Raw genomic sequence first — 24,853 nt, forward strand, 5'->3', positions numbered from 1 at the left:
CACTAGGTAGCTCCACTACGTGTCCACGATTTGCGGGCAACCCCAACAGCAGCTCGAACTTCTGCATAACGCGCAATCCTTTCAGGAGAAAGAAGCCTGCGTGCCACAGATGGGGAGAAAAAAGCCCCTCCCTCAGCAACCGCATGAACCGCAGTAAGCAAAAGCGACGGATCCCCCGCCTTTAGTACGAAACCATCTGCATCAAAACGAACAGCTTCCAACACATAATCGTCTTCACCAAAAGTAGTGACAATCACGCACGCTAGACGCTGTGGGCGTTGTCGAACTTTTCGCAACACATCTAAACCCGTCAGACCAGGCATCTGGATGTCCAAAAGTAAAACATCCGGTCGATACGCGTCAATCAAGTCCAGGGCCTCAGTACCGCTGGATGCCGAAGCTACCACGAAGATGGAAGAGTCAGATTCAAGCACACCCTTGATTCCAGCCTGTATAAGTGGATCATCGTCGACCACCATGACTCGCACTGGCTGCTTTTTACTACTCATCTGTCTTCTCCCCGAAGATAGTCCACCGACGACACCACATTCTCTTTGAAGCAAACCCGGTAAATATCTCCTGCAGAATCATCAAAAGTACGTGCCGTCACTGCATAATAATGGCACCCAGGTATGGGAAGGTCTCCCCGCCGAGGAGGAACCTCTCGGTCAGGTAATACACGTTCGATTTCTGCCTGATCACTACCCACCGTAATGCCTGCAAACTCTTCCGGAGGAAGCAACGCACGACTTTTCTGGAACGTAGACGCCACCTCAGTGCCAAGCAATCCAGCAACTATCAGGGAAGCGGTCAACAGCACCACCCGCTGCTGCGCATGTCTGATGCCCGGGTTAACCATCTCATTAGAAGCAGTAGACTCCTGGTCTTCAGTATTGATCAGGACACTTTGCTCGACTTGTAGAGGAATCGTCGCCTCGACCGAAAAAGTGCTCCTAGTTGCATCGACCTTTAGATCCCCGCCGCCGGCTCGAAGATCCCGAGTAAGCGCTGAAAGACCAACACCAGAGCTTCTATGCGCAACCTCTTGAACCGTCGTCGCATTAACCACTCGCGCTCGAAAGACCTCTCCAACTTCCACTAGATGAATGAAAATGTTTTCACCCGGTGCGTGCTTCATCGAATTAGTAATAGCCTCCTGGAGAAAACGGTAGAGAACTTTGTAGCCGCTTGTTTCTGCACAGATGCTGGTAGGTAAAGGATCAACAAAGATGGATGCCCCTGCATTTTGAGCATGTTTGATGAGCGCTTCGATAGAATCAGTTGCCCCGGGGGCAGGCTTGGCACCTAATCGGAGAGCAACAACTGAATCCCCCAACTGTTCGACTGCTTTGCCAAGGTCCTCGCGCGCAGAGGAGATGATGCTCCGAAGATTCTCGGGCAAAGCCGAATCCAGTTCGACGCGACTGAGATTCAAAGCTACAAGGCTGAGCGAATGGCCAAGTTCATCGTGCAAAGATTGGGCCAGTGAAAGCCGCTCAACAGATGCTTGACTTTGAAGATTAGCTACGTACTGGCGCCTTCGTAGATCTCGTTCCCGCTCAGCTCGTTTGCCCAGACTGACATACTGACGCACCGCTACCATGCACAGCCAGGGAATTCCCGCCCTGAGTATTGATGGGGGCAGTTCCCCCATCAGATAAAGCCAATGCCCGTCCTGCCAAATAGTTCTAGCCACACATGTGACTATCAAAACGACCAGTCCTGCTAGCCCTGTTATGTCCATGGGCTTTTTGGACACGGAGTCCAGTAGCTTTTTGGGCTAGGAGTCCAATGACTTTTTGGACGTGGAGTCTCCCTGCTTTTTGGGCAGGGAGTCTTTGGTGTTTTTGGACAGTCTCTAGCTCGTCTTACCGGTTATGGTTTCTTTCGTCTCGACGGGCGCGGACGCGACAGGATTGGTTTGATCTCTGGTGGCCGGCGGTGCCACATTCCTTCGACATGCCCGATGTTGATCTGTCCGCCGGCTGGACGCTCAAGTAGCTTGATGGGCAGTGGGAATGAAAACAGTGCTTCACCATCATGATCAGTGAAGAACTCAGCGGTGTCATCGGTAACGTGGCTGTATATGAGCCGGTTTTTAAACCGGAGTCCTACATAGAATCCATAGCCCAGGATGCGCACCACTCCGCTTTTGTTGATCCACAGTGTGTCGGGGATACCCCAGGCGTTGCTTGACTGGGCGGATAGACCGTCTACGGTGGGACTGATGGTAGGAGATGATTCTTGCTGGATTGGTTCGTTATCGTCATCGATGGTTGTGGGAGAAGCTGCAACTTCTCCCACAACCGGCGCCATCGCCTCTTTAACCCCATTCTCGATACGATGCTCGTGGTGTATCGCGCTTTCTGAGTGTGTATCCCGGTATGACTTCACAATCTTGGCCCACAGCACATCCGGGTCAATGGGTTGTGTTGGGGATTGAGCGTGGGCGAAGTGCTCACGGGCTTGGGCTGGAGTGATGTGCATTTTGCCGACTAGCAGGCCTTGATGGCGGCGCCTGGTGTTGTAAAACTCGCGGTAGTCGTCCAACAGCTGTTTGACGTGCTGAAGTGTTGTAGGTTGGCGTGCATCGAGAAACTTGGTCATGGTTTGATGCGAGCGTTCATCTTTGCCTTGGGTTTGCGGGCCAAAACCTGCAATGGACCAGATACCTTGGGCGGCGAGCCAGCGCTCGGTATCGGACAACCGGCCCCGGTGATAGGTGGCGAAAGCTTCACCGTTATCGGTCAAAAGTTCCTGCGGGCGACCATACGTTTCTATTGCTGCGGCCAAGGTAGTGCGAGCATCGAATCCGTTTTCTTTGGCGGCGAAGGCTTGTGAGCCCAGATCAAACCGGCTGGCATCATCAACCAGCTGGTAGATAGTGATCTGGGTATGTGGAGTGTCAAAGAGTCGGTAGACAAACCCGTCGAGTTGCCACAGCTCATCGACTTTATCGCGTGCCCAGCGTTTAAAGCTTTTACGAGGACGTTTACGGGCATTGGCCTCAGCAACACCAGCTTCGTGGAGCCAAAGCGCAATCGTAGACCGTGCCGGTGGGTGCTCTAAACCAAGGTCATCAATGAGGTAGTAATAGATTGACCACGGGCCATAGTCCCGTCCCTGGGCCTTGAGCACTGATCGAGCTGTGATGACTTTCTGACGAAGGTGATCATCGTAGATTCTGGCTGGGGAATGCGGGGCGGTGGAGTCAGGCAGGATGCCTGCACGGCCGCGTTGTTCAACGCGGCGTTTGATGTTGGCATAGGTTTGGCGAGATACGCCAATATCCTTGCAGAATTGGGTGACGGTTCGTCCGTCTCTTACTGGGTCGAAGTCCGCTATTTTCTTGCGGAGATGGGTTGAAATAGCCATCTTGGTATTCCAACCCACCGACTGTCCAAAAAGTCTTGAGACATCACGACAAGGAAGTCTTTGGACTCCGTGACCAAAAACTATCTGGACTCCCCGTCCAAAAAGCCATTAGACTCCGTGACCAAAAACTCCATAGACATCACAGGTAGGAACTAAACCCAGGACGCTTCACTAGTTTCCACAGTAAGACCAAGTGATGGTGCTGATGTCCTTGGCGCCGCAGTGATTCTGGCTGAAGGTGCTCTCCTTCCGTTCCTCACTCTTCATTGCCAGGTCGGTTTCGTCGACCATGGCCTGCAGTGTCCGGATGTTCATGTCGCCTCCTTTCCTGAGCTAGGTTGTATCGGTCAGACTATTTATGCCAAGACTGCCGGTCAATGAATTAGGATAAGTGTTTACAAAGGCTTAACCGGGAATTAACCGTGGACATTTGGGACTTATTCCGCTTTGTAGGCAGGCATCGCAAGAAGTTGCGACTCGACCGCCACTTGACTTCGTATCGAACGGTTCCCGGACTGCGACGACCGGAGATCACAGACTTGAAAGGGTGACGTGTCCTCCGGTTTTCGTCGTGTGGGTAGTTGATGGGAGCTGCCTATATCCAATGAGTGTTTACCCATTAGCAGCTGTGCCGGGCTGGAAGGAGTGCGGTGGTCTCCTTGAAAGAGCAGAGGGGGAGTGCTAAATTCCCATGGTGGCCTAGATTTCGACATTGCATATCCGTTTGGGGGGATGTCCCGGTAGAGCTCGCCGTTTCGCATCATGGCGAAGAGAACGTTGAGGCGTCGACGTGCGAGTGCGACGACTGCGGCGTTGTGTCTTTTGCCTTCTTTGCGTTTTCGTTCATAGAATTGCCGGGAACGCTCGTGGAATCTGATCGATGCAAAAGACGATTGCCATAGGGCGTTCTTTAATTTTTTGTTGCCAGCCCGGTTGGGCGAATTCGACATAATGGATGTTCCCGACTGATTCGTCCGCGGTGATAGGCCTGCATAGGACGCTAGGTGCGCTGCATCGGGGAAGTCGGACATATCGCCAACAGTCATGAGGATCTGCGCAGCGCTACGCGGGCCGATGCCGGGCATGGATAAAAGAATCCCGGTCTGAGGAACGTCTTGAATGAGCTTGAGTACCTGCGCCTCGATTTCTTTGCGATTGCTCTAGTTTGGCCAGTGCGTCTTTGGCAGACATTGCTACGCCTAATTCGGCGTATTCTGCGCCGGCAATGGACACGGTCTGTGCGTGGATGGCAGCAAGCATGGCATCGATGACAGGCTCAGAATTGCGTGCTTTGTGACTGCGCGCAAAGGCTGCCAGGCGTGTTCTACCGACGCGCCGAATCTTGGTGGGACCACCGTATTTCGCAAGTAGGTGGAGGATCCACTTTCGGTGAATCATCTGTCCGCGCAGGACATGTTCGAAGGCAGGATAGGTTCCCACGAGCGCGGAGCGCATCTGGTTAATCAGAGGGCCTAACCCCCGACGTATCCACTGTCCCGGGGTCAGGCCCTCCTTCGGCTTTTGGGGTTGCCCGCAAATCGTGGACACGTAGTGGAGCTACCTAGTGGTTAGGCAGCTATTTCTTTTCTGCTGTTGATTGCGTCGGCGTGGTTCTCGAAGTCGACGGGGCTGACCATTCCGAGTGCAGAGTGCCGGCGCCGACGGTTGTAGACGACTTCAATCCAGTAGGCAACGGCTTTGCGTGCGGCATCACGGGTAGGCCATCGCTGCCGGTCATAGAATTCAGTCTTTAGCGTCGACCAGAACGACTCGGCCATCGCGTTATCGAAGCACACGCCAGTGCGCCCCACAGACTGAGCGATGCCCAGGTTGCGGCAGACCTCCCAGAGCTTCTCACTGGTGAATTGTGTTCCGCGGTCAGCGTGAAACACCAGCCCATCAGGAACGTCACCGCGCAGTGTATGCGCCATCCGCAGGGCCCGTTCAACCGGGTGTGTGGCTTGAACGCTATCCATTGCCCAGCCCAGTACCCTGCGGGAATGACCATCGCGGACCGCGCACAAGTACAGCCAGCCCTCGCTGGTACGTAGGTAGGTAATATCTGACATCCACACTCGGTTGAGCTCACCAGTATCAAACATGCGCTTGACCAGGTCAGGAAGAGTTGACTTACGCTTGGATTGTAGTCACCGGGACAAAGGCACGCGGTGAAATCCCTTCAATGCCCATCATGCGCATCCGCTTCGCCACAGTCTTACGGTTGAGCGAAATGCGGTAGCGCTCGGCGAGCTCTGCGGTGATCCGCGGAGCACCATAAACCTCATCGGAGTCTTTCCAAATCTGATGAATCTTTCGGTCAACATCATCGTAAAATGCTGCCCGATCATCTTTTCCGGATAGTCGTTTCTGCTGCGCATGGGCCCATTTGTAGTATCCAGACCGAGACACTTTTAATAGCCGTGCCATGCGTTTGATGCTGTAGTTTGCCTTCTCCTGCCGCATCAATTCGAACTTTTCTGCTCGCGTTGCCTCAAAGCGAAGAAGGCTGTCGCTTTTGACAAAAACTCGTTATCCATCTTGGCTTCTGCCAACTCACGGCGCAGACGAGCATTCTCAGCACGAAGATCAGACTCACTCATCCCATCTGAGGATCCTCGGCGTTCACGCTCGAGTTTGACCCACCGGCCTAAAAGCCCGGCGGAAACACCGTTTTCCTTAGCCACATGAGCGATCGGTCGCTCTGACTCGATTACCAGGTTTGCGGCTTCACGCCGGTACTCCGGCGTGTATTTCTTGCGCTGTTGACTCACAGTGAACATCCTCTCTTACGGACACAAGATCCGTACAAATAGGGTGTCCACTAAACGAGGGTAACCTCAGTTGGCGTTTACCCACACACCGAAGTCAGTGTGGACCAAAGTCTGGTCGAATAACCCCACCGAACGGCTCAATCGCGAGATCCGCCGGCGCACTGATGTTGTCGGGATCTTCCCCCACCGTGATGCTGTGATTCGCCTAGTCGGGGCCGTCCTTGCTGAGCAGCATGATGAATGGATTCAACAGAAACGCTACATGTCGTTGACAAGCCTAGAGCAAACCAAAGCGTTGATCGCAGCCAATGTCCTCGACGCCGACACCACCACCCCGGCAGGCAAGGAGATTGCAGCCTAATGACCAACCACGCCCAGGCCCGTGCCGGACCCGATCCCGGCTAACCGATCACCGACGATTCGAAAGAACTCGTACACCACATCCGCGGACTTGACCCAGGTAGAAAATCTATAACGCCCTGAACAGCGGAAACGTGAAAAACTAAAAGAACCGAAGTGAACTAAATCACTCCGGTTTCTCTCGGTCGGACTAACAGGATTTGAACCTGCGACCCCTACACCCCCAGTGTAGTGCGCTACCAAACTGCGCCATAGTCCGCCGTCACGCCTTGAGGACGCAACGTGATTAGATTACATCAGTCGTATTCACTGTTTCCAATCGCCTAGATGAGCTGTTGTTTTAACTAAAAGTCACCGGAGCTATAGACCCATTTCCCGTCTTGACGGCGGAACTGAGAACGTTCACGTTGGGAACCTACTGCGGCGCCCTTATAGAAGGCCTCAAATTCCACAACACCGGTGGTATCGAGCGGCCCGCCGTCCTCTGTGTCGATTATGTCTAGGCGATAAAAGCGAATTCCATTGTCCTCTAGGTGTACTCGCTCAGGGCGGGTGTCTGGGTCCCAAGTCCTGAGCAAGTATTCCTCATCACCCGTCACAAAAGCAGAGAAGCGGGAGCGCATCAAAGCCTCGGCAGTGGGTGCGGGTTTACCACCGTGATACTGTCCGCAGCATTGACTGAAGCTGAGGCCAAGCCCACAAGGACAACGGGCTTCTGGGCTTAATGGATTGAGCACGATCATGCGTGTACATCCACGATGTGGGCAGCGTCCAGAAGCTGTTCTATTTCAGAAGTAGTCGCTGCTTTGAAAAGCTCCGCCTTTTCGTCGGTGCTTAGGTTACCCACCAACTCAATGCGGCGTTCAAAAGTCTTGTCATGAACGTGGGTGACGGTTACCTCGACGTCGTCAAGCGCCATGCCCTTGGCCGCCTGCTTGATGGACTGAGTACTAGCCGTTGCCAATGCGGACATGAGGAGGCCCTCAGCGGTGAAACCTTGGCCCTTGCCCCCCTGCTTCTTAGTACGGTCCGCAGGGACAGAGAGGTCATTGTGGCGCACCACAACGCCGAACTTGGTGCCCACTGCAGGCTGTGCCTGGGCCGCGGAATCGTCAACGTGCGCTGGCACGTTCTCTGGAACAATAAATTGCTCGAACCATGCGCCGATAAGGTCCGCCGCACGTGCGGCAGCGCCCTGCTTGGTCACGAGGTGATCCGCCTTATCGAGCGCCACCAAAGACTTGGGGTAGCGAGTCTTAAGGAAGATGTTCTGTGCATTATCGATGCCCACGGTCTGATCGATCGGGGAGTGCAGGATCATGAGCGGCTTGCGCAGGTGGCGCAGGTACTCCTCTGGATTGGTATCAGCAAGGTCTTCAAGGAAGTGACGCGAAATGGTAAGCGCACGTCCACCCAGGGTGACCTCAACTTCACCGTTTGCGTCGACCTCACCGATTTTGTCTGCGTAGTGAAGCACGGAGTGTGCCGGGTCGAAAGGCGCACCGATGGTAGCTACTGCCTTGAGTGAGCGGATTCCGCTTGCCGCGGCCAAGGAAGCGGCGCCGCCGAGAGAGTGGCCCATCAGCAGCTGCGGTGCGGAATAGTTCTCAGCGAGCCATGTGGCGGCTGCTTGAATATCGGCCACATTTTGGCTGAAGCTGGTTTCTGCAAAGTTGCCCTCTGATTGGCCCAGGCCAGGGAAATCAAAGCGGAGGGTGGCTACGCCGAATTTGGTCAACTGCTTGGAAACGCGGGCGGCGCCAGGCGTGTGGCGGGAGCCTGCAAAACAGTGCGCAAAGATGGCGAATGCTTGCGGCGCAGAGTCTGGAAAGTCGATGGTTCCCGCCATCATGGTTCCGGTGGAGGACGGGAGCTTCACGTTCACGGATTGCATAAATTCTAGGATATAGAGCCTTCGCCACATAGGCCACAGTGGGTTAGCTAGAGTCGAAAGAGTTAAATTAATTTACGTTAAGTCGTTGGAAGTAACGGAGACGAGCATGGGTGCATTTGGTTGGTTCTGGAAAGCCATGGGTGCGCAGTCTGAGCGAAACGATAAGAAGTCCAAAGCGATCGTTGAAAGCTCAAGTTCTGCCACGCAGGAGCTAGCCGCGCTTGACGACGCCGCGGTTGCCCAGGCCGCGCGCGACTCCGTGCGGGATGGTGAAATTGCAGATAAAGCCACATTTTTGGCGGCTCTTGCGGTGGCCAGTGAACGCACCCTGGGAATGCATCCTTTCATCGTACAGTCCCAAGCCGTGCTTCGATTGCTCACCGGTGACGTCATCCAAATGGCCACCGGTGAGGGCAAAACTCTGGTTGGCGCGATGGCGGCAACCGGTTTCGCGCTCACGGGCAAGCGCGTTCATCTTGTGACGGTCAACAACTATCTTGCAGATCGTGATGCTGAATGGATGCGCCCTCTGGTGGAGTTTTTCGGTCTGACAGTTAGCTCAGTTACCGAAAAGAAGACAGCGGATGAGCGTCGCGCGGCATACCTTTGCGACATCATTTATGCCCCCGTCAATGAACTTGGCTTTGACGTGCTTCGCGACAACCAGATCACGGATCGCTCCCAGACCGTTCAGGCCCGCGCGGACGTGGCGCTTGTCGATGAGGCGGACTCCGTTCTGGTGGATGAGGCCCTCGTGCCTCTCGTCCTGGCGGGCAATCGCCCCGGTCAAGCCCCCACAGGTCATATCACCAACGTTGTCTCCCGCCTACGTGAGGACCTCGATTACGTCATTGCTGAGGACGGCCGCACGGTAGCGCTTACCGAAGACGGCGCAGCACGCGTCGAGCGGGAGCTTGGCATCGATTCCCTATATTCCGAGGAAAACATCGGCACCGTGCTGGTGAAGGTCAACCTTGCGCTCCACGCCAAGGCGTTGCTGATTCGCGACATTCACTACATCGTCGCAGACGGCAAGCTGCAGCTTATTGACGCCTCCCGCGGACGGGTAGCGGACCTGCAGCGTTGGCCAGACGGACTGCAGGCGGCCGTCGAAGCGAAGGAAGGACTCGAGGTTTCCGAGGGCGGCCGTATCCTTGACACCATCACTCTGCAGGAGCTGATGCGCCGCTACCCGCTGGTGTGCGGCATGACCGGCACCGCAGTCGAAGCAACGGATCAGCTGCGGCAGTTCTATGACCTTCACGTCTCGGTCATCGACAGGAACAAGGAGCTGCAGCGCTTTGACGAGGCCGACCGTATTTATGCAACGGTCGAGGACAAGTCCAAAGCAATCGTCGAAGAAATCGTTGCCATCAATGCCACTGGGCAGCCGGTGCTGGTAGGCACCCACGACGTGGCCGAATCTGAGGATCTTGCGGCAGCTTTGCGTGAGCGGGGCATTGCCGTGAGCGTTCTTAACGCGAAGAACGATGCCGAAGAGGCGCGGATTGTGGCCGAAGCCGGCGACATTGGGCGTGTAACGGTGTCTACTCAGATGGCAGGCCGCGGTACTGATATCAAGTTGGGCGGCGCCACCGAAGAAGATAGGGACAAAGTTGCCGAGCTTGGTGGCCTCGCGGTCATTGGCACCTCGCGGCATCGCACCTCGCGCCTGGATAATCAGCTGCGTGGTCGCGCAGGACGCCAAGGCGACCCGGGTCTGTCTCTGTTCTTCGTGTCCTTGGAGGACGACGTCGTCAAGCAAGGCGGTGGCGACGAAGCGCTGTCGGCGCAGCCGGATGAAACCGGCTTGATTCAATCGAAGCGTGTCTCTGACTTCGTGGCGCACTGCCAACGCGTTACCGAGGGCCAGTTGCTGGAAATCCACGCGCAAACCTGGAAATACAACCAGCTCCTAGCTGATCAGCGCATCATCATCGACGAACGCCGTGCAAAGCTGCTTGATTCCGCCCAAGCCTGGGAAGAACTCGAGCAACGTGCGCCGCAGCGGGCGGCCGAACTGGCAGAGGTCCCAGAAAGTGCTCGCATCGCCGCTGCGCGTGAAATCATGCTTTATCACCTGGACCTCGCCTGGGCAGACCACCTGGAACTCATGGATGATGTGCGTGAGTCCATCCATCTTCGTGCTATCGCGCGTGAGACTCCGATTGATGAATATCACCGTATTGCGGTGCGCGAATTCAAGGAGCTAGCACAGCGCGCGGTGGAGGAATCCGTGGATACCTTTAAGAAGGTCAGCATTGACGAAGCGGGGGCACACATGGAAGATTCTGGCTTGGCTCGCCCGAGCGCCACGTGGACCTACATGGTCTCGGATAATCCCTTGTCCGGCGGAGGAAATTCGGTGCTTAAAGGCATCGGCAATATTTTCCGTTAACATAATTTACGAAACAAATAGGGTGACGATGCTCGCGCGCGCGGGTGAGTCGCTAATATGGAATAAGTCAACATGAATCCGACCATTCGGAGGTAAAAATGAGCGAGCAGACCGGAACCCCGGAACCGCAGGTAGAAACCACTTCTGTATTCCGTGCAGACCTTCTCAAGGAGATGGAAAACGGCGCCGCGGCGGGTAACGAGACCTCCGTTGCTGGTGCTGAGAACCTCTCTGAGGGGCAAGCACTTCTCGTTGTAAAGCGTGGACCAAATGCTGGCGCCCGTTTCCTTCTTGACCAGCCCACCACCACTGCGGGCCGTCACCCAGAGGCTGACATCTTCCTTGATGATGTCACCGTTTCTCGCCGCCATGCCGAATTCCGCGTGAATGAGGGCGAGTTCGAGGTCGTCGACGTCGGATCCCTCAACGGCACCTACGTCAACCGCGAGCCTCGCAACTCCCAGGTACTGCACGTGGGCGATGAAATTCAGATCGGCAAGTTCCGTCTGGTTTTCATCGCCAACCAGTAATAACGAATCACGTTCGACCCTGAGAGAAGCACCAAGAGAAATATCGTGAGCGCAGCACAGTCCAACGCCGCAGCCCTGCGTAAAGGGGCAGTGAAGGCGAAGAAGGCCAAGACCATGTCGATCGGCGTCGTTTTGGAGCAGCTGAACAAGCAGTTCCCTGACGTTACCGTGTCGAAGATTCGCTTCCTCGAATCCGAAGGTCTGATCACGCCACAACGTACTGCGTCCGGTTACCGCCGCTTCACTCAGGAAGACGTTGATCGCCTTCGCTACATCCTGACTACTCAGCGAGACAACTACACGCCGCTGAAGGTTATTCGTGAGCAGCTTGAAGCCATGGATTCTGGTCAGGTTATGGCTATCGTGTCTGCGGGCAAGGCAGAAACACTTCTGCGTCCCGATCAGTTCCGTGCGCCGGCCGTCACCCGTTTGACTGACGCGGAAGTTGCCGCCCAGGCTGGCTCCACTGAAGCAGAGGTGGCAAGCCTGGTCAAGGTTGGCCTCATCTCTCCGGATGCGTCTGGATTCTTTGACGCTGACGACGTAGCCGCGGTTTCTGCAGCTGTGGCGCTCAAGGCCTTCGGCTTTGAGGAGCGTCAGCTTAAGTCCTTGCGCAACAATGCCCGCCGGCAGGCTGACCTCATTGCACGGGTTGCCTCCCCAGTGGCCAACTCCAAGTCTGACACCGCTGCTCACCAGGCGGAGGAACTCTCCCAGCAGATGACCGCGTTGGTCGTCTCCCTGCATGCCACTTTGGTCAAGACTGACCTGCGCAACGAGTACAACTCTTAAACAGACTCGGGGACTCAAGACCTTCCGGCCCACGGAACTCCCTACTTGCGCTGGGCCTGCCACCACGATCGGCCCAAATGTGGGAGAGTGGAGGGCATGGAAAAAACTAGTCTTGAGTTCCACGGCATCCATGTAATGGAGCCGGAAAATGAACTATGCGCGTTGCTGCGTTGGGTAGAAGGAAACAAGATCCTCCCCGTGTGGCTTTCCCCGCTTGAGGGGTCGCGCGTCATGCAGCGCCTCGACGGATATAGCGAGACTCGCCCTAACACGCATGATCTACTCCTGGAGTTCATCGAAATGGCCGGCGGCGTTGGCTCGATCGAGATAGTCAATTACTACGAAGGCACCTTCATGATTGACATCGTCGATGAAACCGGGGAAGTTCATGACGCTAAGCTCACCGATGCGCTTGTAGTCTCCGAACACTTTGGAGTTCCAATCACCGTCGATCAAGAGCTGCTCAATAAAGTGTCGGTGTTTGTGACGGCAGATGACATGGAAGCCTACTTCGGTTTTCACTTTGATCCCCCCGTTCCCCCCGCTGCGGAAGAAGCAGGGAAAACCCTCGGCTCAGACAGCTCTGCTTCAGGAAATCCCCAGGCAGATGCCGATTTTGAGGCGATGATGCGCTCTCTAGGTGTGTCTGAAGAGGACTTTCTTGAAGAAAACGATGGAAAAGAAACTAATGACACGCGTGTGACTAATGATGACAATGGGGATAAAGAAGTCTAAAGTTGCACTAGAGAGTTTGGTCATGCCTTGCCCTTGACGGGGTCAGGGTGGTGGCCTTTAATAAAGCTTTAGAGCTTCCAACAAACACCATTGGAGTAATTACGTGAGCATCAACGGCGAACGCGACGAGTACACCGCCACCTTCGGCACGGACGAAGGCTACGTTCAAGAGTCCCTTTTCGATGTGGGTCCTGACGAGGAACTGGGTTACCGTGTTCCAATCGCTTGCCAGGTTGCCGGCATTACTTACCGCCAGCTTGATTACTGGGCACGTACCAACCTGGTTAACCCTTCCATTCGTACCGCCCGCGGTTCCGGTTCGCAGCGTCTGTACTCCTTCAAGGACGTGCTTGTCTTGAAGATCGTTAAGCGTTTGCTTGACACTGGGATCTCGCTGCAGAACATTCGCGTGGCTGTTGATTCATTGCGCGACCGCGGTGTCAATGACCTTGCTGAGCTGACCCTCGTTTCCGACGGCACCACCGTCTACGAGTGCCGCTCCAACGATGAGGTCATCGACCTTCTGGCCGGCGGCCAGGGTGTATTCGGTATTGCTGTGCCTGGCATCCTCAAGGAGCTCTCCGGCACCATTTCCTCTTTCCCGGCCGAGCGCGTCGACGAGTTCGAAGAAGAAACTGTTGTAGGAATCGACGAGCTCGCTGCTCGCCGCAAGCGCAAGACCTCTTAGGAGTTCTTTGACCAAAGCTATAGGCCCCGACTCAAGCTCACGTGAGTCGGGGCCTGTAGCTGTTTTGTTTGTCTGGCAGAATCTAGCCGCACTATCTACCTTTCAATTGGTGCGCGGCACGCGGCTGGTGCAAAGCGCTACGCGCCAGCGGCTGCCTTGAGTGCCTTGGCTACTGCTGCCTCATCGCTTGGGTCTGCAACGGCGGTGAAGGAATCTGCGGCGTCGTCAAGCACTGTGTCTTTGTCGCCTTCGCCAACGTGGACGACGGACAAGGTTACGTCCTTGGATTTGGCTTCGTTGAGTACTTGTTTGAATGTGGAATCATCCATGTCCTGCGCGGTGCCCGTGGTGACGAGGAGGACCTTAGCGTTCTTGCCAGTACCAGCAGCCTGCTCAGAGGCATTCGTCAGCGCAGCAGTGACTGCACTACGGGTTTGGGGAACACCACCGGTACCGAACTGCTGAACCGCAAACGCCACTGGGCCGGCCTCGCCGAAGCCAATGTTTTGGCGGTATCCCACTGTGGCGGTCTCGGAAATAGGTGAGGAATAGTTCCACAGGCTCACTAGGCCATCTTTCTCACCGAGAGCAGTGGCTGTTTCCGCTAGGGCCTGCGTTACAGGGTTGAAGTAGGGAGCGAGTCCCTCTGAAGTATCAAGCAGGACAAGGGTGTTGTCCGCGAAGGCGGCCCCAGCTTCGTTATCCGGCGCAGCGCTCATGGAGCTGGCGCTCGACTCCTCAGCCGTGGACGTGGAACTGGGTGCTTCCTTGCTCTTGGAAGTTGCAGCACTGGCTTCTGCCGTGGTTTCGGCGACTTCTGAGTCAGCTGCCGTCGTGGCTTTAGGGGAGTCCCCGCCCCGCAGAAGGAAGAACAAGCCCACCGCAATAGCGAGAATAAGTGCGGCCAGGAGGGCCAACACCCAACCCGCCATCGCGAACGTGTTCTTGCCATTGGAATGTCGTGCCATGAGTATTCCTTCCACACTGGACGGCTCGTGCCGTTTCCATAGCCCCACCCGGGCTTATGCTCACTTTATCGGTTTGTCATTGTAGCCGCCGACGCCTCATCCACGAGGGTGACAAGCCGTTGACGCAGCGGTTTAGCCTTGGCTGCCAGCGCACGTTGGCGCCCAACGTATTCAGCTTTGCCCTCTGGGGTTTCAATAGGCACCACGCCGAAGCCCCAATCACGGCAGTCATACGGCGAAGCCTCCATATCAAGAGTGCGGGCTTCAATGGCTAACTCCAAGGTTTGAATGAATAGCTCACCGGGCACCAAGGGGCCCAACTTCCATGCCCACTTGTACAGGTCCATCGTCGCATGGACGCAACCGCTCTGATCGCTGTCCGGCTGTCCTTCGCGCGTCAATACAGTGAGGTTGAGCGGACGTGCTGGCTCAGTGAAGAAGCGAAAAGCATCGTAGTGGGTGCACCGGACTCGATGGTTTTCGACGACCTCATTGGTGCCCGCCGCGCCCAAGCGCAGCGGTAAGTCATGGCGCGGAGTGTCCGTTTTATAAACCATCGCCCATTCGTGCAACCCGAAGCAGTCAAACTGTGCAGGATTGGCCGCAGTCTTTGCCATCAGGTTACGGATATAGGTGATAGATTCCCCGCGTCTTTGCCAGAAAGAGTCCAGATCAAGGTGTATCCCCTGACTCGTGCGGCGGTAGTCGCGCCACTCCTCGTGCGGAACCTGTCCCGGCTCGCCCAAGAGCGTAACCCCAAAGCCTGGGTGCCAACGTCGAAGATGAGAAGGCCGCACCGGGTAGTACTCGAAGAGGAAATCATAGACCGGGTGATAGCCACCGGGGTGGCGAAACTCGGCTAGGAGCTCCTCAGCACGTGCAACATGCGCATCGTAGCGGGGACGCCACTCGTTGGGCTGCAGCAGCATTAGCGCTGACCACCACCTCGGCGGCCCGAGCCCCCTGGCTTTCCATTGCGGGAACGGTTTCGACTGCCGCGGCCACCCGCGCCACCACGGCCACCACGGCCACCGTGTCTGCCGCGTCCAGGTTGTCCAGACTGGTCGCCAGCGTTCTGGCGCTTGGAACTACCGCCCCGCGAAGCCGGATTGTTCTGGTGCGGCGGCGGGAGGGGTTCACCAGAAGGCTTGCGTGCGCCGGTAATCTTGGCGAGCTCCGGAGCGCCAGCAGGATTAGGTCGATCACTTAGATCAAGCTCGAAGGCTTTGATTCCGGCCTTCTTGATGAGCTTGGCAACCTCATCGCGTTGCTGATCCATGACCAAAGTGACCACCGCGCCAGAGGCACCACCACGCGCGGTACGCCCGGCGCGGTGCAGGTAGGCCTTGTGCTCAGCAGGTGGGTCCACGTGCACGACCAGCGAGACGTCCGCAATATCGATGCCGCGGGCCGCAATGTCGGTGGCCACAAGCACGGGAACCGAGCCATCAGCGAAACCCTCAATGGCCTTCGTGCGCGCGCCCTGGCCTTTATCACCATGCAGCGGCAGGGCATTGATTCCTACGCGGCGCAGCTTCTTGGCTTGACGGTCTACACCGTGCTTGGTGCGCATGAACAAGATGGTCTTGCCTTCGCGTGCGGCGATGCGCACAACCACGTCGTTGCGGCTATCGCGGTCCCCAACGAAAACCAAGTGGTGGGTCATGGTGTCTACTGCTGCTTCAACCGGTGCGGTTGAGTGTGTAACAGGGGAGTGCATGAACTGCTTGACCAGCTTGTCCACATCGCCATCCAGCGTGGCAGAGAAGAGTAAACGCTGTCCCTTCTTGGGCGTGAGCGCCATGAGCTTGCGGACCTGCGGGAGGAAGCCCATGTCAGCCATGTGGTCAGCTTCGTCGAGCGCAGTAATCGCGACGTCGTCAAGCGAAAGCTTGCCCTGATTGATGAGGTCCTGTGCGCGTCCAGGGGTTGCCACCAACAGATCTACGGGGCGGGCGAGCGAGCGGATGTGGTGGTTGATGTTCACGCCGCCGACCACAGAAAGGACGCGCAAGCCTAAAGCATTCGCGGGCTCATCGAGGCGATCGTGGATCTGCGTCGCGAGCTCACGCGTCGGTGCAAGCACCAAAGCGCGCGGGCGAGCCGGCTTCGAGGCACCAGTGTGAGTCAATCGGGTGAGGATGGGAAGGCCAAAGGTGAAGGTCTTGCCAGAACCCGTCGGACCGCGGCCGAGGACGTCTTTGCCAGCGAGGGCGTCGGGGATTGCCGCCTGCTGGATAGGGAAAGGTTCCGTGATGCCCTGCTTGTTGAGGACACGTACGATTTCTTGAGGTAAGCCGAGGTCGGCGAAAGTAGTCATTGCCCTTTAGCTTAGTGGCCAAGCCTCATGATTCCGTAATCCCGAAAGCACACAAAGTCCGGATTGACCGGCGCGGAGGCCCTAGGGCTAAAACGAGTGCAGCGCCAAGACCCCAAGAAGAGGACCTAGCGCTGCGCAAGATTCGGTGGCGTCAAGCCAGCTGAATCTAAAGCTCGCTCAGGCTGCGATCGGCTGACCACTCGATGTGGAAGGTGCCTTCCTTATCCACGCGCTTGAAGGTGTGAGCGCCGAAGAAATCGCGCTGACCCTGGATGAGGGCAGCGGGCAGGCGCTCAGCGCGCAGGCTGTCGTAGTAGGACAGGGAAGAGGCAAAGACCGGTACCGGTAGGCCTAGTTGGGTCGCGGTGACAACCACGCGGCGCCAAGGCGCAATGAGCTCGGAGAGCTCGCCCTTGAAGTAAGGATCGAGAATCAGGGCCGACAGCTGCGGGTTGGTGTCATAAGCCTCGCGGATGCGGTCCAGGAACTTAGCGCGGATGATGCAACCGCCGCGCCAGATGGTGGCAAGGTCGCGTGGGTCAACGTCCCAGCCGAACTGCTCAGAGCCCGCCTTGATCTCATCGAAGCCCTGGGAGTAAGCGATGAGCTTGGAAGCATAGAGTGCCTGGCGCACGTCCTCGATGAACGCCTGCTTGTCGACGTCGGTCTCGATGACGCCGGCTGGAAGCTCACCCTCCTGGGCCGCTGCGCGCTGCTCGGTAGCCGAAGAAAGAGCGCGAGCGAAGACAGCTTCAGCGATGGCAGTAACCGGAACACCCAGCTCTAGGCCATTGATGGCGGTCCAGCGGCCGGTGCCCTTCTGGCCGGCGGCGTCAACGATGACGTCGACAAGCGGCTTGCCCGTTTCCGGATCGGTCTGTGCGAGAACCTCAGCGGTGATCTCGATGAGGTAGGAGTCGAGATCGCCGGAGTTCCATTCCTTGAACACAGCAGCGATCTCGGCAGGCTCGAGGCCAGCGCCGTAACGCAGCAGCTGGTAGGCCTCGCCAATAACCTGCATGTCGGCGTACTCGATACCATTGTGGACCATCTTGACGAAGTGGCCGGCGCCATCCGGGCCGATGTGGGTCACGCACGGGGTGCCGTCAACCTTGGCAGCAATCGATTCCAGGATGGGGCCGAGGGTCTTCCAGGACTCAGCAGGGCCACCGGGCATGATGGACGGGCCGTTGAGCGCGCCTTCCTCGCCACCGGAGATGCCGGCGCCAACGAAGTGCTTGCCCTTGGCAGCTACTTCCTTCTCACGACGAATGGTGTCGGTGTAGAGGGCGTTTCCGCCATCGATGATGATGTCGCCTTCATCCATGGCTGCAGCCATCTGGTCGATTACTGCATCGGTAGCCTTACCTGCCTGAACCATGATGATGGCCTTGCGCGGGCGCGCAAGCGATGCGACGAAGTCCTCGACGGTCTCGGAAGGGATGAAGTTGCCCTCGGAGCCGTGTTCTTCGATGAGCTTGTGGGTCTTCTCCGGGCTGCGGTTGTAGACGGCTACGGTGTTGCCGTTGTGGGCGAAGTTGCGGGCCAAGTTAGAGCCCATAACAGCCAAGCCGACAACGCCAATGTGGGCGAGTTCAGTCTTTTCAGTCATGTGCTCTATCCTACGTCAGACTTTCCCGCTATTCTGTCATGGCATGAGCCAAGAAAACCCAGACAAGTTTGAACTCATGGCGAAGATGGTCGCCACCGTCCAAGAACGCCCGCTTTCCGCTGAGGAAATCGCGGTTTTCAACGCCCACAACCACGGCCTTGGCGGGCTGCTCGGCCTGGACTTTACTTTTGTGTCGAAGGACGAAGTACGTGCCCAGCTTGAGGTCAAGCCTGAGCACCACCAGCCGTGGGGCGCGGCCAACGGCGGCCTTTATTGCTCCATCGCGGAATCCGTGGGCTCCATTGCATCCTTCGTTGCAGCGGCTGCACCAGTAGTTGGAATCAACAACAACACCGACTTCATCCGCTCAGTGTCTGACGGAATTCTGGAAGCCGTGGCAACACCAGTACAGCTGGGTCGGCGCACCCACATCTGGTGCATTGAGATGCGCCAAGCCGGCAAACTCATTGCGCGCACGAACCTGCGCACAATGGTCAACCCATAGTGCTGCGGACCCTAGGGAGTGCTGTGTACTCCCTAGGGCTTTGTTTCCGCCCTAGAGCCAGTGGTTGCGGCGGAACCACCACCACATGACCGCGACCACGAGCACCATGACGCCTAGCGCCATGAAGTATCCGCCAGCCCAGTGCAGTTCCGGCATGACATCGAAGTTCATGCCGTAGATGCCAGCGACCAGGGTAGGAGCAGCCCACATGCCGACCACGGCAGAGATGGTGCGCATGTCGCTGTTTTGCTGCATGGTCACCTTGGCCACAGAGGCGTCGATAAGCGAGGTGAGGCGCTCGTCAAAGCCTGCCACCTGGTCCTTGACCACGAGCTCGTGGTCGTTGACGTCGCGCAGGTAAGAACGAATCTGCTTCGAGATCAAGTCCTTGTGGTCATTGATCATGGCTTTCAGCGCGACCGAAAGCGGGTCAATGGCGTGCTTCATCTCCAAGATCTCACGCTTGAACATGTAGATCCTGTCAATGTTGAACTTGGTCTGCGGCGTAAAGACCTCTTCCTCGATCTCATCGACCTCGATGGCGAGCAGGCGCACGATCTCGGAGTAGCGATCCACCATCATGTCAAGAATCTTCCATGCCATGGCTACTGGTCCGAGTTCGACCAAGTCCTGCTCGTCCTGGACCGTGTAGGCCAGGTTTGGCAGCTTGGCAGAGTGGCGGACCGTAATGATGAAGTTGCTCCCCAGAATCATCTGGATTTCACCTGTGGAGATGATCTGGCGCTTATCAGCAACCTCATCGTGGTCGCGGTAGTTGACCGAACGGGCGACCATAAACAGTTGATCGTCGTAGCGCTCGAGTTTGGGGCGCTGGTGTGCTTGGACGGCGTCTTCCACGATCAGTTCGTGGATACCAAACTCGGACGCAACCTTGGTCATCTGGGACTCATAAGGCTCATGCAGGCCTACCCACACGAATCCGCGTCCGTATTCCTCCACAGTCTGCAAAGCCGTGTGCGGGGTGAACTCGCCCGGAAGTGACTCGCCATCGACGAAGACCCGGCAATGTTCTATTGCTCGTTCTGCCGGAACAGAGAAAGTGCGGGAGGAACTGGGTGGATCGTTCTTCTTGCGTGGCCTGAAGGGCGACGGTACAGACGGCATCGTTTCAGCCTCCTTCACTTTATGAGCAGACGTGAGCCGAAATTGGTTTCGGCAGGCAATTTTTAACTAGCGGGTAAAGCCTACACTGCCACGGGGCATATACTAGTTTTCATGCCTACTTGGAAAGAAGTCACCGCTGCCAACCCTGCACACTCAGAGAACTTTGCCCGCAAGTGGAAAATGCTTGCTGCGCAGGGCAAAGATATCCACGGTGAGGCGCGTCTAGTGGACGCAATGGTGGAGCGAGGCTCCCTAATTTTGGATGCAGGCTGTGGCACAGGCCGGCTTGGTGGCGAGTTGGTCAATCGTGGCCACAAGGTCGTCGGTGTCGACGTCGATCCCATCCTCATTAGCCACGCGGAGCATGATTTCCCGGACGGCCAGTGGGTGGTAGGTGACCTCTCGGAGGACGAGATTCCGGAGGGTAACTTTGACTTGGCCGTGGCAGCAGGCAACGTTATGACCTTCCTCGCAGTTGATGGCCGCGAGGCAGCCATTCGCAACATCTACAACTCGCTGCATTCTGACGGCCGTTTTGTCGTCGGTTTTGGTGAAGGCCGCGGCTGGGCCTTTGATGACTTCCTGACCCTAGCCAAGGAGGTGGGCTTCCGCGTTGACTTCCTTTTCTCCTCGTGGGATATGAAGGTATTCAAGGAGAGCTCGACATTCTTGGTAGCGGTGCTGACCCGCCCAGGCGCAGACCTGCTTTAGCGTCCAGATACAGTCCTAGAGAATGACCGTCCTAAAGAATCTCGAGAAGGGTTCGAAAACAGTTAACAGTTCGCGAACTGTTCTAAAGCAGCCCGGCCTGTCGCCGCAGCTGGTGTCCGTGATCCACAGGTCCGTGCCCGTGTCCGACGCGCAGACCATCGGCGTTTTCAATGGCTTCATGCAACCATGTGGTGGACCACTCAAGAGCGTCCGGCAGGGTTTCCCCCGCGCCAAGGCGTGCGGCTAGTGCCGACGAGAGCGAGCAGCCGGTGCCGTGCGTATTTTTCGTGTCTACCCGCGGGCTTGAAACCCGGCAGAGCACTCCTTCTGGCCCCACAGCGGCGTTGTCTGCGTGGCCTGCCTGCAAGTGACCGCCTTTGGCGATGACATAGGTGCCCGTTTCGCTGGCCCAGTCCTGAGCTATCGAAATCGCCTCGTCGAGACTGCTCGCCTGCGGCGTGGACGTTAGCACCGCAAGCTCTTTGAGGTTTGGCGTGATGACGGTGACCTGGCGGCAGAGTTCCCGTACTGCGGCTTCCGCCTCCTCGTCGAGGAGCCTATCCCCGCTAGTGGCCACCATGACAGGGTCCAAGACAACTGGGGTATTTGGGGCGAGTGCGTCCAAGAAGCGAGAAACACTGGCCACAATGTCCGCGGTGCCGAGCATGCCGATCTTCACTGCGTCAACCGCGACGTCGTCAAGCACAGCGTCAAACTGCTCCTGCAGGAACGATAGAGGGGGAGTGTGCACCGCACGCACTCCCTGCGTATTTTGCGCCACCAAAGCCGTGACCACCGACATGCCATAGGCTCCTGCGGCCATAAAAGACTTTAGGTCGGCTTGGACGCCGGCACCGCCCGTGGGGTCCGTTCCGGCAATGGTCAAAACGCGTGGCAAAGTGCCACGTGGATCCGTGGATTCCACAACTATCCCTTCGCTAGTACTAACTGAGTGCAGGTTCTTAGGGTCTAATCTCAGCCGTTTTCAACGGCACCCCTTGTCGTAAGCTTTGAGGTTAACAAAAAGCACTATCTGGCGGAGATAAATGGTGGCAGATTCTGCAGATTCGGCAGAATCAGTAGCTTGAGAACAAAACAGAAACCGCCCCCGCGTGAGCAAGCTTAAAAGCTTGGCCAGGCGGGGGCGGGATGCAGGATGGCTGGGAGGCGGCGCTGAAGTGCGCGCCTGGCCCGTCATCGGCGTGACTTCATTTACTTATTCTTGTTGATGAAGTTGCGAGCGATGCGCTGCTGATCGGTGATCTCCAGGTTGCCGCGGTCGCGGGAAATCATGTTTTGGATCCAGTTGACAGCAACAGTGGTGCGGTTGCGGAAGCCAAGGACGTACATGATGTGCAAGCCCATCCAGGAAACCCATGCCGGGAAACCGTCGAACTCGGTCTTGCCCATCTTCACAACAGCGTTGAAGCGGGAGATGACGGCCATGGAGCCCTTGTCGAAGTACTCGAATGCCTCGTGCTCGTTGGCGGTGGACTCCTCGTCGACCTTTGCCTTGATGAGCTTGGCAACGTGTGCGCCACCCTGGATAGCAACCTGTGCTACGCCTGGCAGGCGGTTCAGGGAGATCATGTCGCCGACCATGTAGACGTTGTCGTGCTGGCCCACGGTCAGGTCGTCGTTGACGGAGACGCGGCCAGCGCGGTCTGCTTCGACGCCAGCCTGGTCAGCAACCATCTTGCCCAGCGGGGAAGCGGACACACCAGCGGACCAGATCTTGGTTGCGCCCTCGAGGGTGACAACGTCCTCGTTCTTCATGTTCTTGTAGGTGACAGCGTCCTCGGTGACGTCGGTAACCATAGCGTTCAGACGTACGTCGACGCCGAGACGCTCGAGGGAGCGCTGAGCCTTGCGGCCAAGGCGCTTGCCGAACGGCGGCAGTACCTGTGGCGCACCATCCAAGAGGTAAATCTTGGCGCTGGTGGTGCCGTAGTTGGAATACTGGTCGCGCAGCGTGCGGTTTGCAAGCTCGGCGATCTGGCCGGTTAGCTCCACACCGGTTGGGCCAGCACCAACGATGATGAAGGTAAGGAGGCGCTCGCGCTCGACAGGATCGTCAACAAACTCAGCCTTTTCGAAGGCAGACACGATGCGGGAGCGCAGCTCAAGTGCGTCATCCAGGGTCTTCATGCCCGGCGCGAACTCAGCGAAGTGGTCGTTGCCGAAGTAAGACTGGCCGGCACCAGCAGCTACGACGAGGGAGTCGTATGCGAAAGTACGGCTAAAACCGTCGAGCTCAGCGGTAACGGTCTGATCCTCGATGTTGATATCGGTTACTTCGCCGTTGACGAAGTGGGCATTATCCTGGCCGCGCAGCAGCTGACGGGTAGAAGGAGCAATCTCACCGGCGGAGATCATGCCGGTTGCTACCTGGTACAGCATCGGCTGGAACAGGTGGTGATTCTTCTTGTCAATCAGGGTGATCTCGACGTCAGCATTCTTTAGCTGCTGTACTGCGTTGAGACCGCCAAAGCCTGCGCCGATAACGACTACGTGGTGGCGGCCGCCGGCTGGGCGGTAAGGGGTTTCAGCCATGGTGGGGTGATACCTTCCTGAGAAAGCGAAAATTTTTGTACCGAATCAGTCTAAACCCTAGATACCGTACATGCATACTTTATATACCTTAAACTGGCTCTTCCTCGGCATGGCGAGGTATTTAGGTGGGCTTTTCAGATTAAGGTGAGTGCAAACCCCTTAGTGCAGCTGGTCAAGGAGACCCCAAGAAAATGGTCAATTTTCCACACCTAGACACAATTGACGCTGCGCAATGGCCAAGCGTGGCGAATGTTCCTTCAGTGAGCTTTGGGCAGTTTAAAGCCCGACGCGCAGAGGCGGAATTTGCCAAGACATGCGACCTGGCGGAGATCGACCTTGATCCGGAAACGGATTCAGAAGACGGTCCAGACATGGAGGTCCTACACGATGCGCTGTTTACTCGCATTGCGGCTACGGGATGGCTTGGTTTTGCGGAGTCTTATCTAGCAGGCGAGTGGACTACGGAAAACTCGGAGAAGCTGGTGAAGGTTTTACGCTGCCTGCTGCAGACTGGGTATCGGCCCAAGGCTAAGGACCTTGCACCGGAACTTTCTGCTCCGGGGGAGCTTCCTGTGGAGCTGGTCCGTTTATATGCAGGCGACGGGTTTACACACAGCGGTGGCATTTTTGCCAGTGGGGTTCCCACGACGGTCCGCGAGGCGGTTCCTAGCTTTAGCCAACAGGCGGGCAGGAAAGAGCCTAAAGAACACCTTGTTGACGTAACTAAAGTCAGTGAGCCAACGAGCGTGGATCGTAGTGATTTGCGGGACGGCCAGCGGCGCAGCGCACAGTGGCTCCTCGACGCCACGCATTCCGGTGCGGGTACGCATCTTTTGGTTTATCCCGCGACGGGGTTGAATGTGGCGGTGGAGGCTGTGAGTCGACGCGCAACGGTGGATGTGTTGACGGCCGATGCTGAGCAGCTTAACGAGTTCAACGAGATCTTGTTGCTCGAAGGCGCTGCGGATTCGGTACACGTGCAGCTTAGCGACGCCGTGATTCCTCACCCCAAGCAGTGGCGTGGGCGTTATGACGCGATTGTGAGCGTGGAGAAACTAGAGCTGCTCACTCCGGCTGAGCGCAAGCGCTTTGTGAGCGTCCTGGACCGTTCCTTGGTGCCAGGCGGGCGAGTTGCATTGGCCTCTACTTTTGCGACGGATGCGATGACGCCTGCTGGGCGGGCAGCACTGCAGGTGCTGCGGGCTTATATCTGGCCGGGTTTGGATTACCCGACCATCGAGGAAACACACCAGCTCTTTGACAAGCAGTCCAATCTTCGCATCGTGGCACAGACTCACGTGGGTAGCCATTATGCGGAGTCGCTGCGTGAGCAGCGTAGCTACTTTGACGGGCACCTGCGCGAAGCAGCAGCAGCGGGATTCGATCCGGTATTCCGCAGGCTGTGGACCTTCCAGTTCGCGTTGCGTGAAGCGCTCTTCGAGCTGGGCATGATCGACGCCGTACAAGTAACGGCGACCCATCGCAATCGCGGCGGCCGCCGTTAGGACGCCATCGG

Annotated in this window: 21 protein-coding genes, 1 tRNA gene, 3 pseudogenes and 1 riboswitch; of the genes and pseudogenes, 9 read left to right on the forward strand and 16 right to left on the reverse strand. The window is 57.0% G+C overall.

Annotated features, from left to right (window positions below; all coding sequences use genetic code 11):
* Positions 1-2: 2 nt before the first annotated feature.
* The 6 genes and pseudogenes from I6I72_RS00215 to I6I72_RS00240 form a co-directional block, all read right to left on the reverse strand.
* A complete protein-coding gene (locus I6I72_RS00215; RefSeq protein WP_201807243.1) occupies positions 3-509 on the reverse strand; it encodes a response regulator in 507 nt (168 codons plus the stop codon).
* Positions 506-1,696 carry a sensor histidine kinase gene (locus I6I72_RS00220; protein WP_157800436.1) on the reverse strand — a complete coding sequence of 397 codons (1,191 nt, stop codon included), beginning with the start codon at positions 1,694-1,696 and terminating at the stop codon, positions 506-508. The genes I6I72_RS00215 and I6I72_RS00220 overlap by 4 nt, the downstream gene beginning before the upstream one ends.
* 179 nt (positions 1,697-1,875) lie before the next feature.
* Positions 1,876-3,375: an integrase core domain-containing protein gene (locus tag I6I72_RS00225; RefSeq protein WP_046646292.1), complete on the reverse strand. Its 1,500-nt coding sequence runs from the start codon at positions 3,373-3,375 to the stop codon at positions 1,876-1,878.
* Between the two features lie 171 nt (positions 3,376-3,546).
* Complete coding sequence (locus tag I6I72_RS00230; RefSeq protein ID WP_201807245.1) at positions 3,547-3,690, reverse strand: hypothetical protein; 144 nt, start codon at positions 3,688-3,690, stop codon at positions 3,547-3,549.
* Positions 3,691-4,106: 416 nt separating this feature from the next.
* A pseudogene (locus tag I6I72_RS00235) lies at positions 4,107-4,848 on the reverse strand (transposase); the annotation flags it as partial.
* 95 nt (positions 4,849-4,943) lie between these two features.
* A pseudogene (locus I6I72_RS00240) lies at positions 4,944-6,155 on the reverse strand (IS3 family transposase).
* A 61-nt stretch (positions 6,156-6,216) separates the two neighbouring features.
* Here I6I72_RS00240 and I6I72_RS00245 point away from each other — a divergent pair.
* Positions 6,217-6,507 (forward strand): annotated as a pseudogene (locus I6I72_RS00245) (transposase); the annotation flags it as partial.
* A 184-nt stretch (positions 6,508-6,691) separates the two neighbouring features.
* On the opposite strand, the gene I6I72_RS00250 reads toward I6I72_RS00245, so the two are convergent.
* From I6I72_RS00250 to I6I72_RS00260, 3 genes are all read right to left on the reverse strand, one after another.
* Positions 6,692-6,765, reverse strand: a tRNA-Pro gene (locus I6I72_RS00250).
* Positions 6,766-6,850: 85 nt separating this feature from the next.
* A complete protein-coding gene (locus I6I72_RS00255; RefSeq protein ID WP_049063610.1) occupies positions 6,851-7,249 on the reverse strand; it encodes a YchJ family protein in 399 nt (132 codons plus the stop codon).
* Positions 7,246-8,400: a bifunctional alpha/beta hydrolase/OsmC family protein gene (locus I6I72_RS00260; protein ID WP_049063608.1), complete on the reverse strand. Its 1,155-nt coding sequence runs from the start codon at positions 8,398-8,400 to the stop codon at positions 7,246-7,248. The genes I6I72_RS00255 and I6I72_RS00260 overlap by 4 nt, the downstream gene beginning before the upstream one ends.
* Positions 8,401-8,506: 106 nt before the next feature.
* Here I6I72_RS00260 and secA2 point away from each other — a divergent pair, with 106 nt between their 5' ends.
* The 5 genes from secA2 (at position 8,507) to I6I72_RS00285 (ending at position 13,543) form a co-directional block, all read left to right on the forward strand.
* Positions 8,507-10,798, forward strand: a complete 2,292-nt coding sequence (secA2, locus tag I6I72_RS00265) for an accessory Sec system translocase SecA2 (RefSeq protein WP_049063606.1) — start codon at positions 8,507-8,509, stop codon at positions 10,796-10,798.
* A 98-nt stretch (positions 10,799-10,896) separates the two neighbouring features.
* A complete protein-coding gene (gene odhI, locus I6I72_RS00270; RefSeq protein ID WP_046646002.1) occupies positions 10,897-11,328 on the forward strand; it encodes an oxoglutarate dehydrogenase inhibitor Odhl in 432 nt (143 codons plus the stop codon).
* 45 nt (positions 11,329-11,373) lie between these two features.
* Positions 11,374-12,120, forward strand: coding sequence for a transcriptional regulator FtsR (gene ftsR, locus I6I72_RS00275; protein WP_049063604.1), 747 nt, complete (start codon positions 11,374-11,376; stop codon positions 12,118-12,120).
* 96 nt (positions 12,121-12,216) lie between these two features.
* Complete coding sequence (locus tag I6I72_RS00280; RefSeq protein ID WP_049145758.1) at positions 12,217-12,855, forward strand: bifunctional nuclease family protein; 639 nt, start codon at positions 12,217-12,219, stop codon at positions 12,853-12,855.
* A 109-nt stretch (positions 12,856-12,964) separates the two neighbouring features.
* Positions 12,965-13,543, forward strand: coding sequence for a MerR family transcriptional regulator (locus I6I72_RS00285; protein WP_100619455.1), 579 nt, complete (start codon positions 12,965-12,967; stop codon positions 13,541-13,543).
* A gap of 137 nt (positions 13,544-13,680) precedes the next feature.
* On the opposite strand, the gene I6I72_RS00290 is transcribed toward I6I72_RS00285, so the two are convergent.
* From I6I72_RS00290 to gndA, 4 genes are all read right to left on the reverse strand, one after another.
* Positions 13,681-14,511: a vWA domain-containing protein gene (locus I6I72_RS00290; RefSeq protein WP_049063600.1), complete on the reverse strand. Its 831-nt coding sequence runs from the start codon at positions 14,509-14,511 to the stop codon at positions 13,681-13,683.
* A gap of 65 nt (positions 14,512-14,576) precedes the next feature.
* Complete coding sequence (locus I6I72_RS00295; RefSeq protein WP_049063599.1) at positions 14,577-15,440, reverse strand: hypothetical protein; 864 nt, start codon at positions 15,438-15,440, stop codon at positions 14,577-14,579.
* On the reverse strand, positions 15,440-16,831 hold the full coding sequence (locus I6I72_RS00300) for a DEAD/DEAH box helicase (protein WP_049063597.1): 1,392 nt from the start codon (positions 16,829-16,831) through the stop codon (positions 15,440-15,442). The genes I6I72_RS00295 and I6I72_RS00300 overlap by 1 nt, the downstream gene beginning before the upstream one ends.
* Positions 16,832-16,997: 166 nt before the next feature.
* Complete coding sequence (gene gndA / locus I6I72_RS00305; RefSeq protein WP_049063595.1) at positions 16,998-18,443, reverse strand: NADP-dependent phosphogluconate dehydrogenase; 1,446 nt, start codon at positions 18,441-18,443, stop codon at positions 16,998-17,000.
* A 43-nt stretch (positions 18,444-18,486) separates the two neighbouring features.
* Between gndA and I6I72_RS00310 the strand changes: the two genes are divergently transcribed.
* The gene (locus tag I6I72_RS00310) at positions 18,487-18,948 is read left to right on the forward strand and encodes a PaaI family thioesterase (RefSeq protein WP_172453480.1); all 462 of its coding nucleotides are present in this window, start codon (positions 18,487-18,489) and stop codon (positions 18,946-18,948) included.
* 51 nt (positions 18,949-18,999) lie between these two features.
* On the opposite strand, the gene corA is transcribed toward I6I72_RS00310, so the two are convergent.
* Complete coding sequence (corA, locus tag I6I72_RS00315; protein ID WP_049063593.1) at positions 19,000-20,073, reverse strand: magnesium/cobalt transporter CorA; 1,074 nt, start codon at positions 20,071-20,073, stop codon at positions 19,000-19,002.
* 111 nt (positions 20,074-20,184) lie between these two features.
* Here corA and I6I72_RS00320 point away from each other — a divergent pair, with 111 nt between their 5' ends.
* A complete protein-coding gene (locus I6I72_RS00320; RefSeq protein WP_005531477.1) occupies positions 20,185-20,784 on the forward strand; it encodes a class I SAM-dependent DNA methyltransferase in 600 nt (199 codons plus the stop codon).
* Between the two features lie 82 nt (positions 20,785-20,866).
* Here the strand turns inward: I6I72_RS00320 and thiD are convergent, their stop codons facing one another.
* Complete coding sequence (thiD, locus tag I6I72_RS00325; RefSeq protein ID WP_049063591.1) at positions 20,867-21,709, reverse strand: bifunctional hydroxymethylpyrimidine kinase/phosphomethylpyrimidine kinase; 843 nt, start codon at positions 21,707-21,709, stop codon at positions 20,867-20,869.
* Positions 21,697-21,793: riboswitch (TPP riboswitch) on the reverse strand. (Overlaps the previous gene by 13 nt.)
* A 203-nt stretch (positions 21,794-21,996) precedes the next feature.
* Complete coding sequence (locus tag I6I72_RS00330; protein ID WP_005531479.1) at positions 21,997-23,337, reverse strand: NAD(P)/FAD-dependent oxidoreductase; 1,341 nt, start codon at positions 23,335-23,337, stop codon at positions 21,997-21,999.
* A 191-nt stretch (positions 23,338-23,528) separates the two neighbouring features.
* On the opposite strand from I6I72_RS00330, the gene I6I72_RS00335 reads away from it, so the two are divergent.
* A complete protein-coding gene (locus tag I6I72_RS00335; RefSeq protein WP_049063589.1) occupies positions 23,529-24,842 on the forward strand; it encodes a class I SAM-dependent methyltransferase in 1,314 nt (437 codons plus the stop codon).
* Positions 24,843-24,853: the final 11 nt, after the last annotated feature.

The organism is Corynebacterium striatum (assembly GCF_016728105.1).
GTDB lineage: Bacteria > Actinomycetota > Actinomycetes > Mycobacteriales > Mycobacteriaceae > Corynebacterium > Corynebacterium striatum.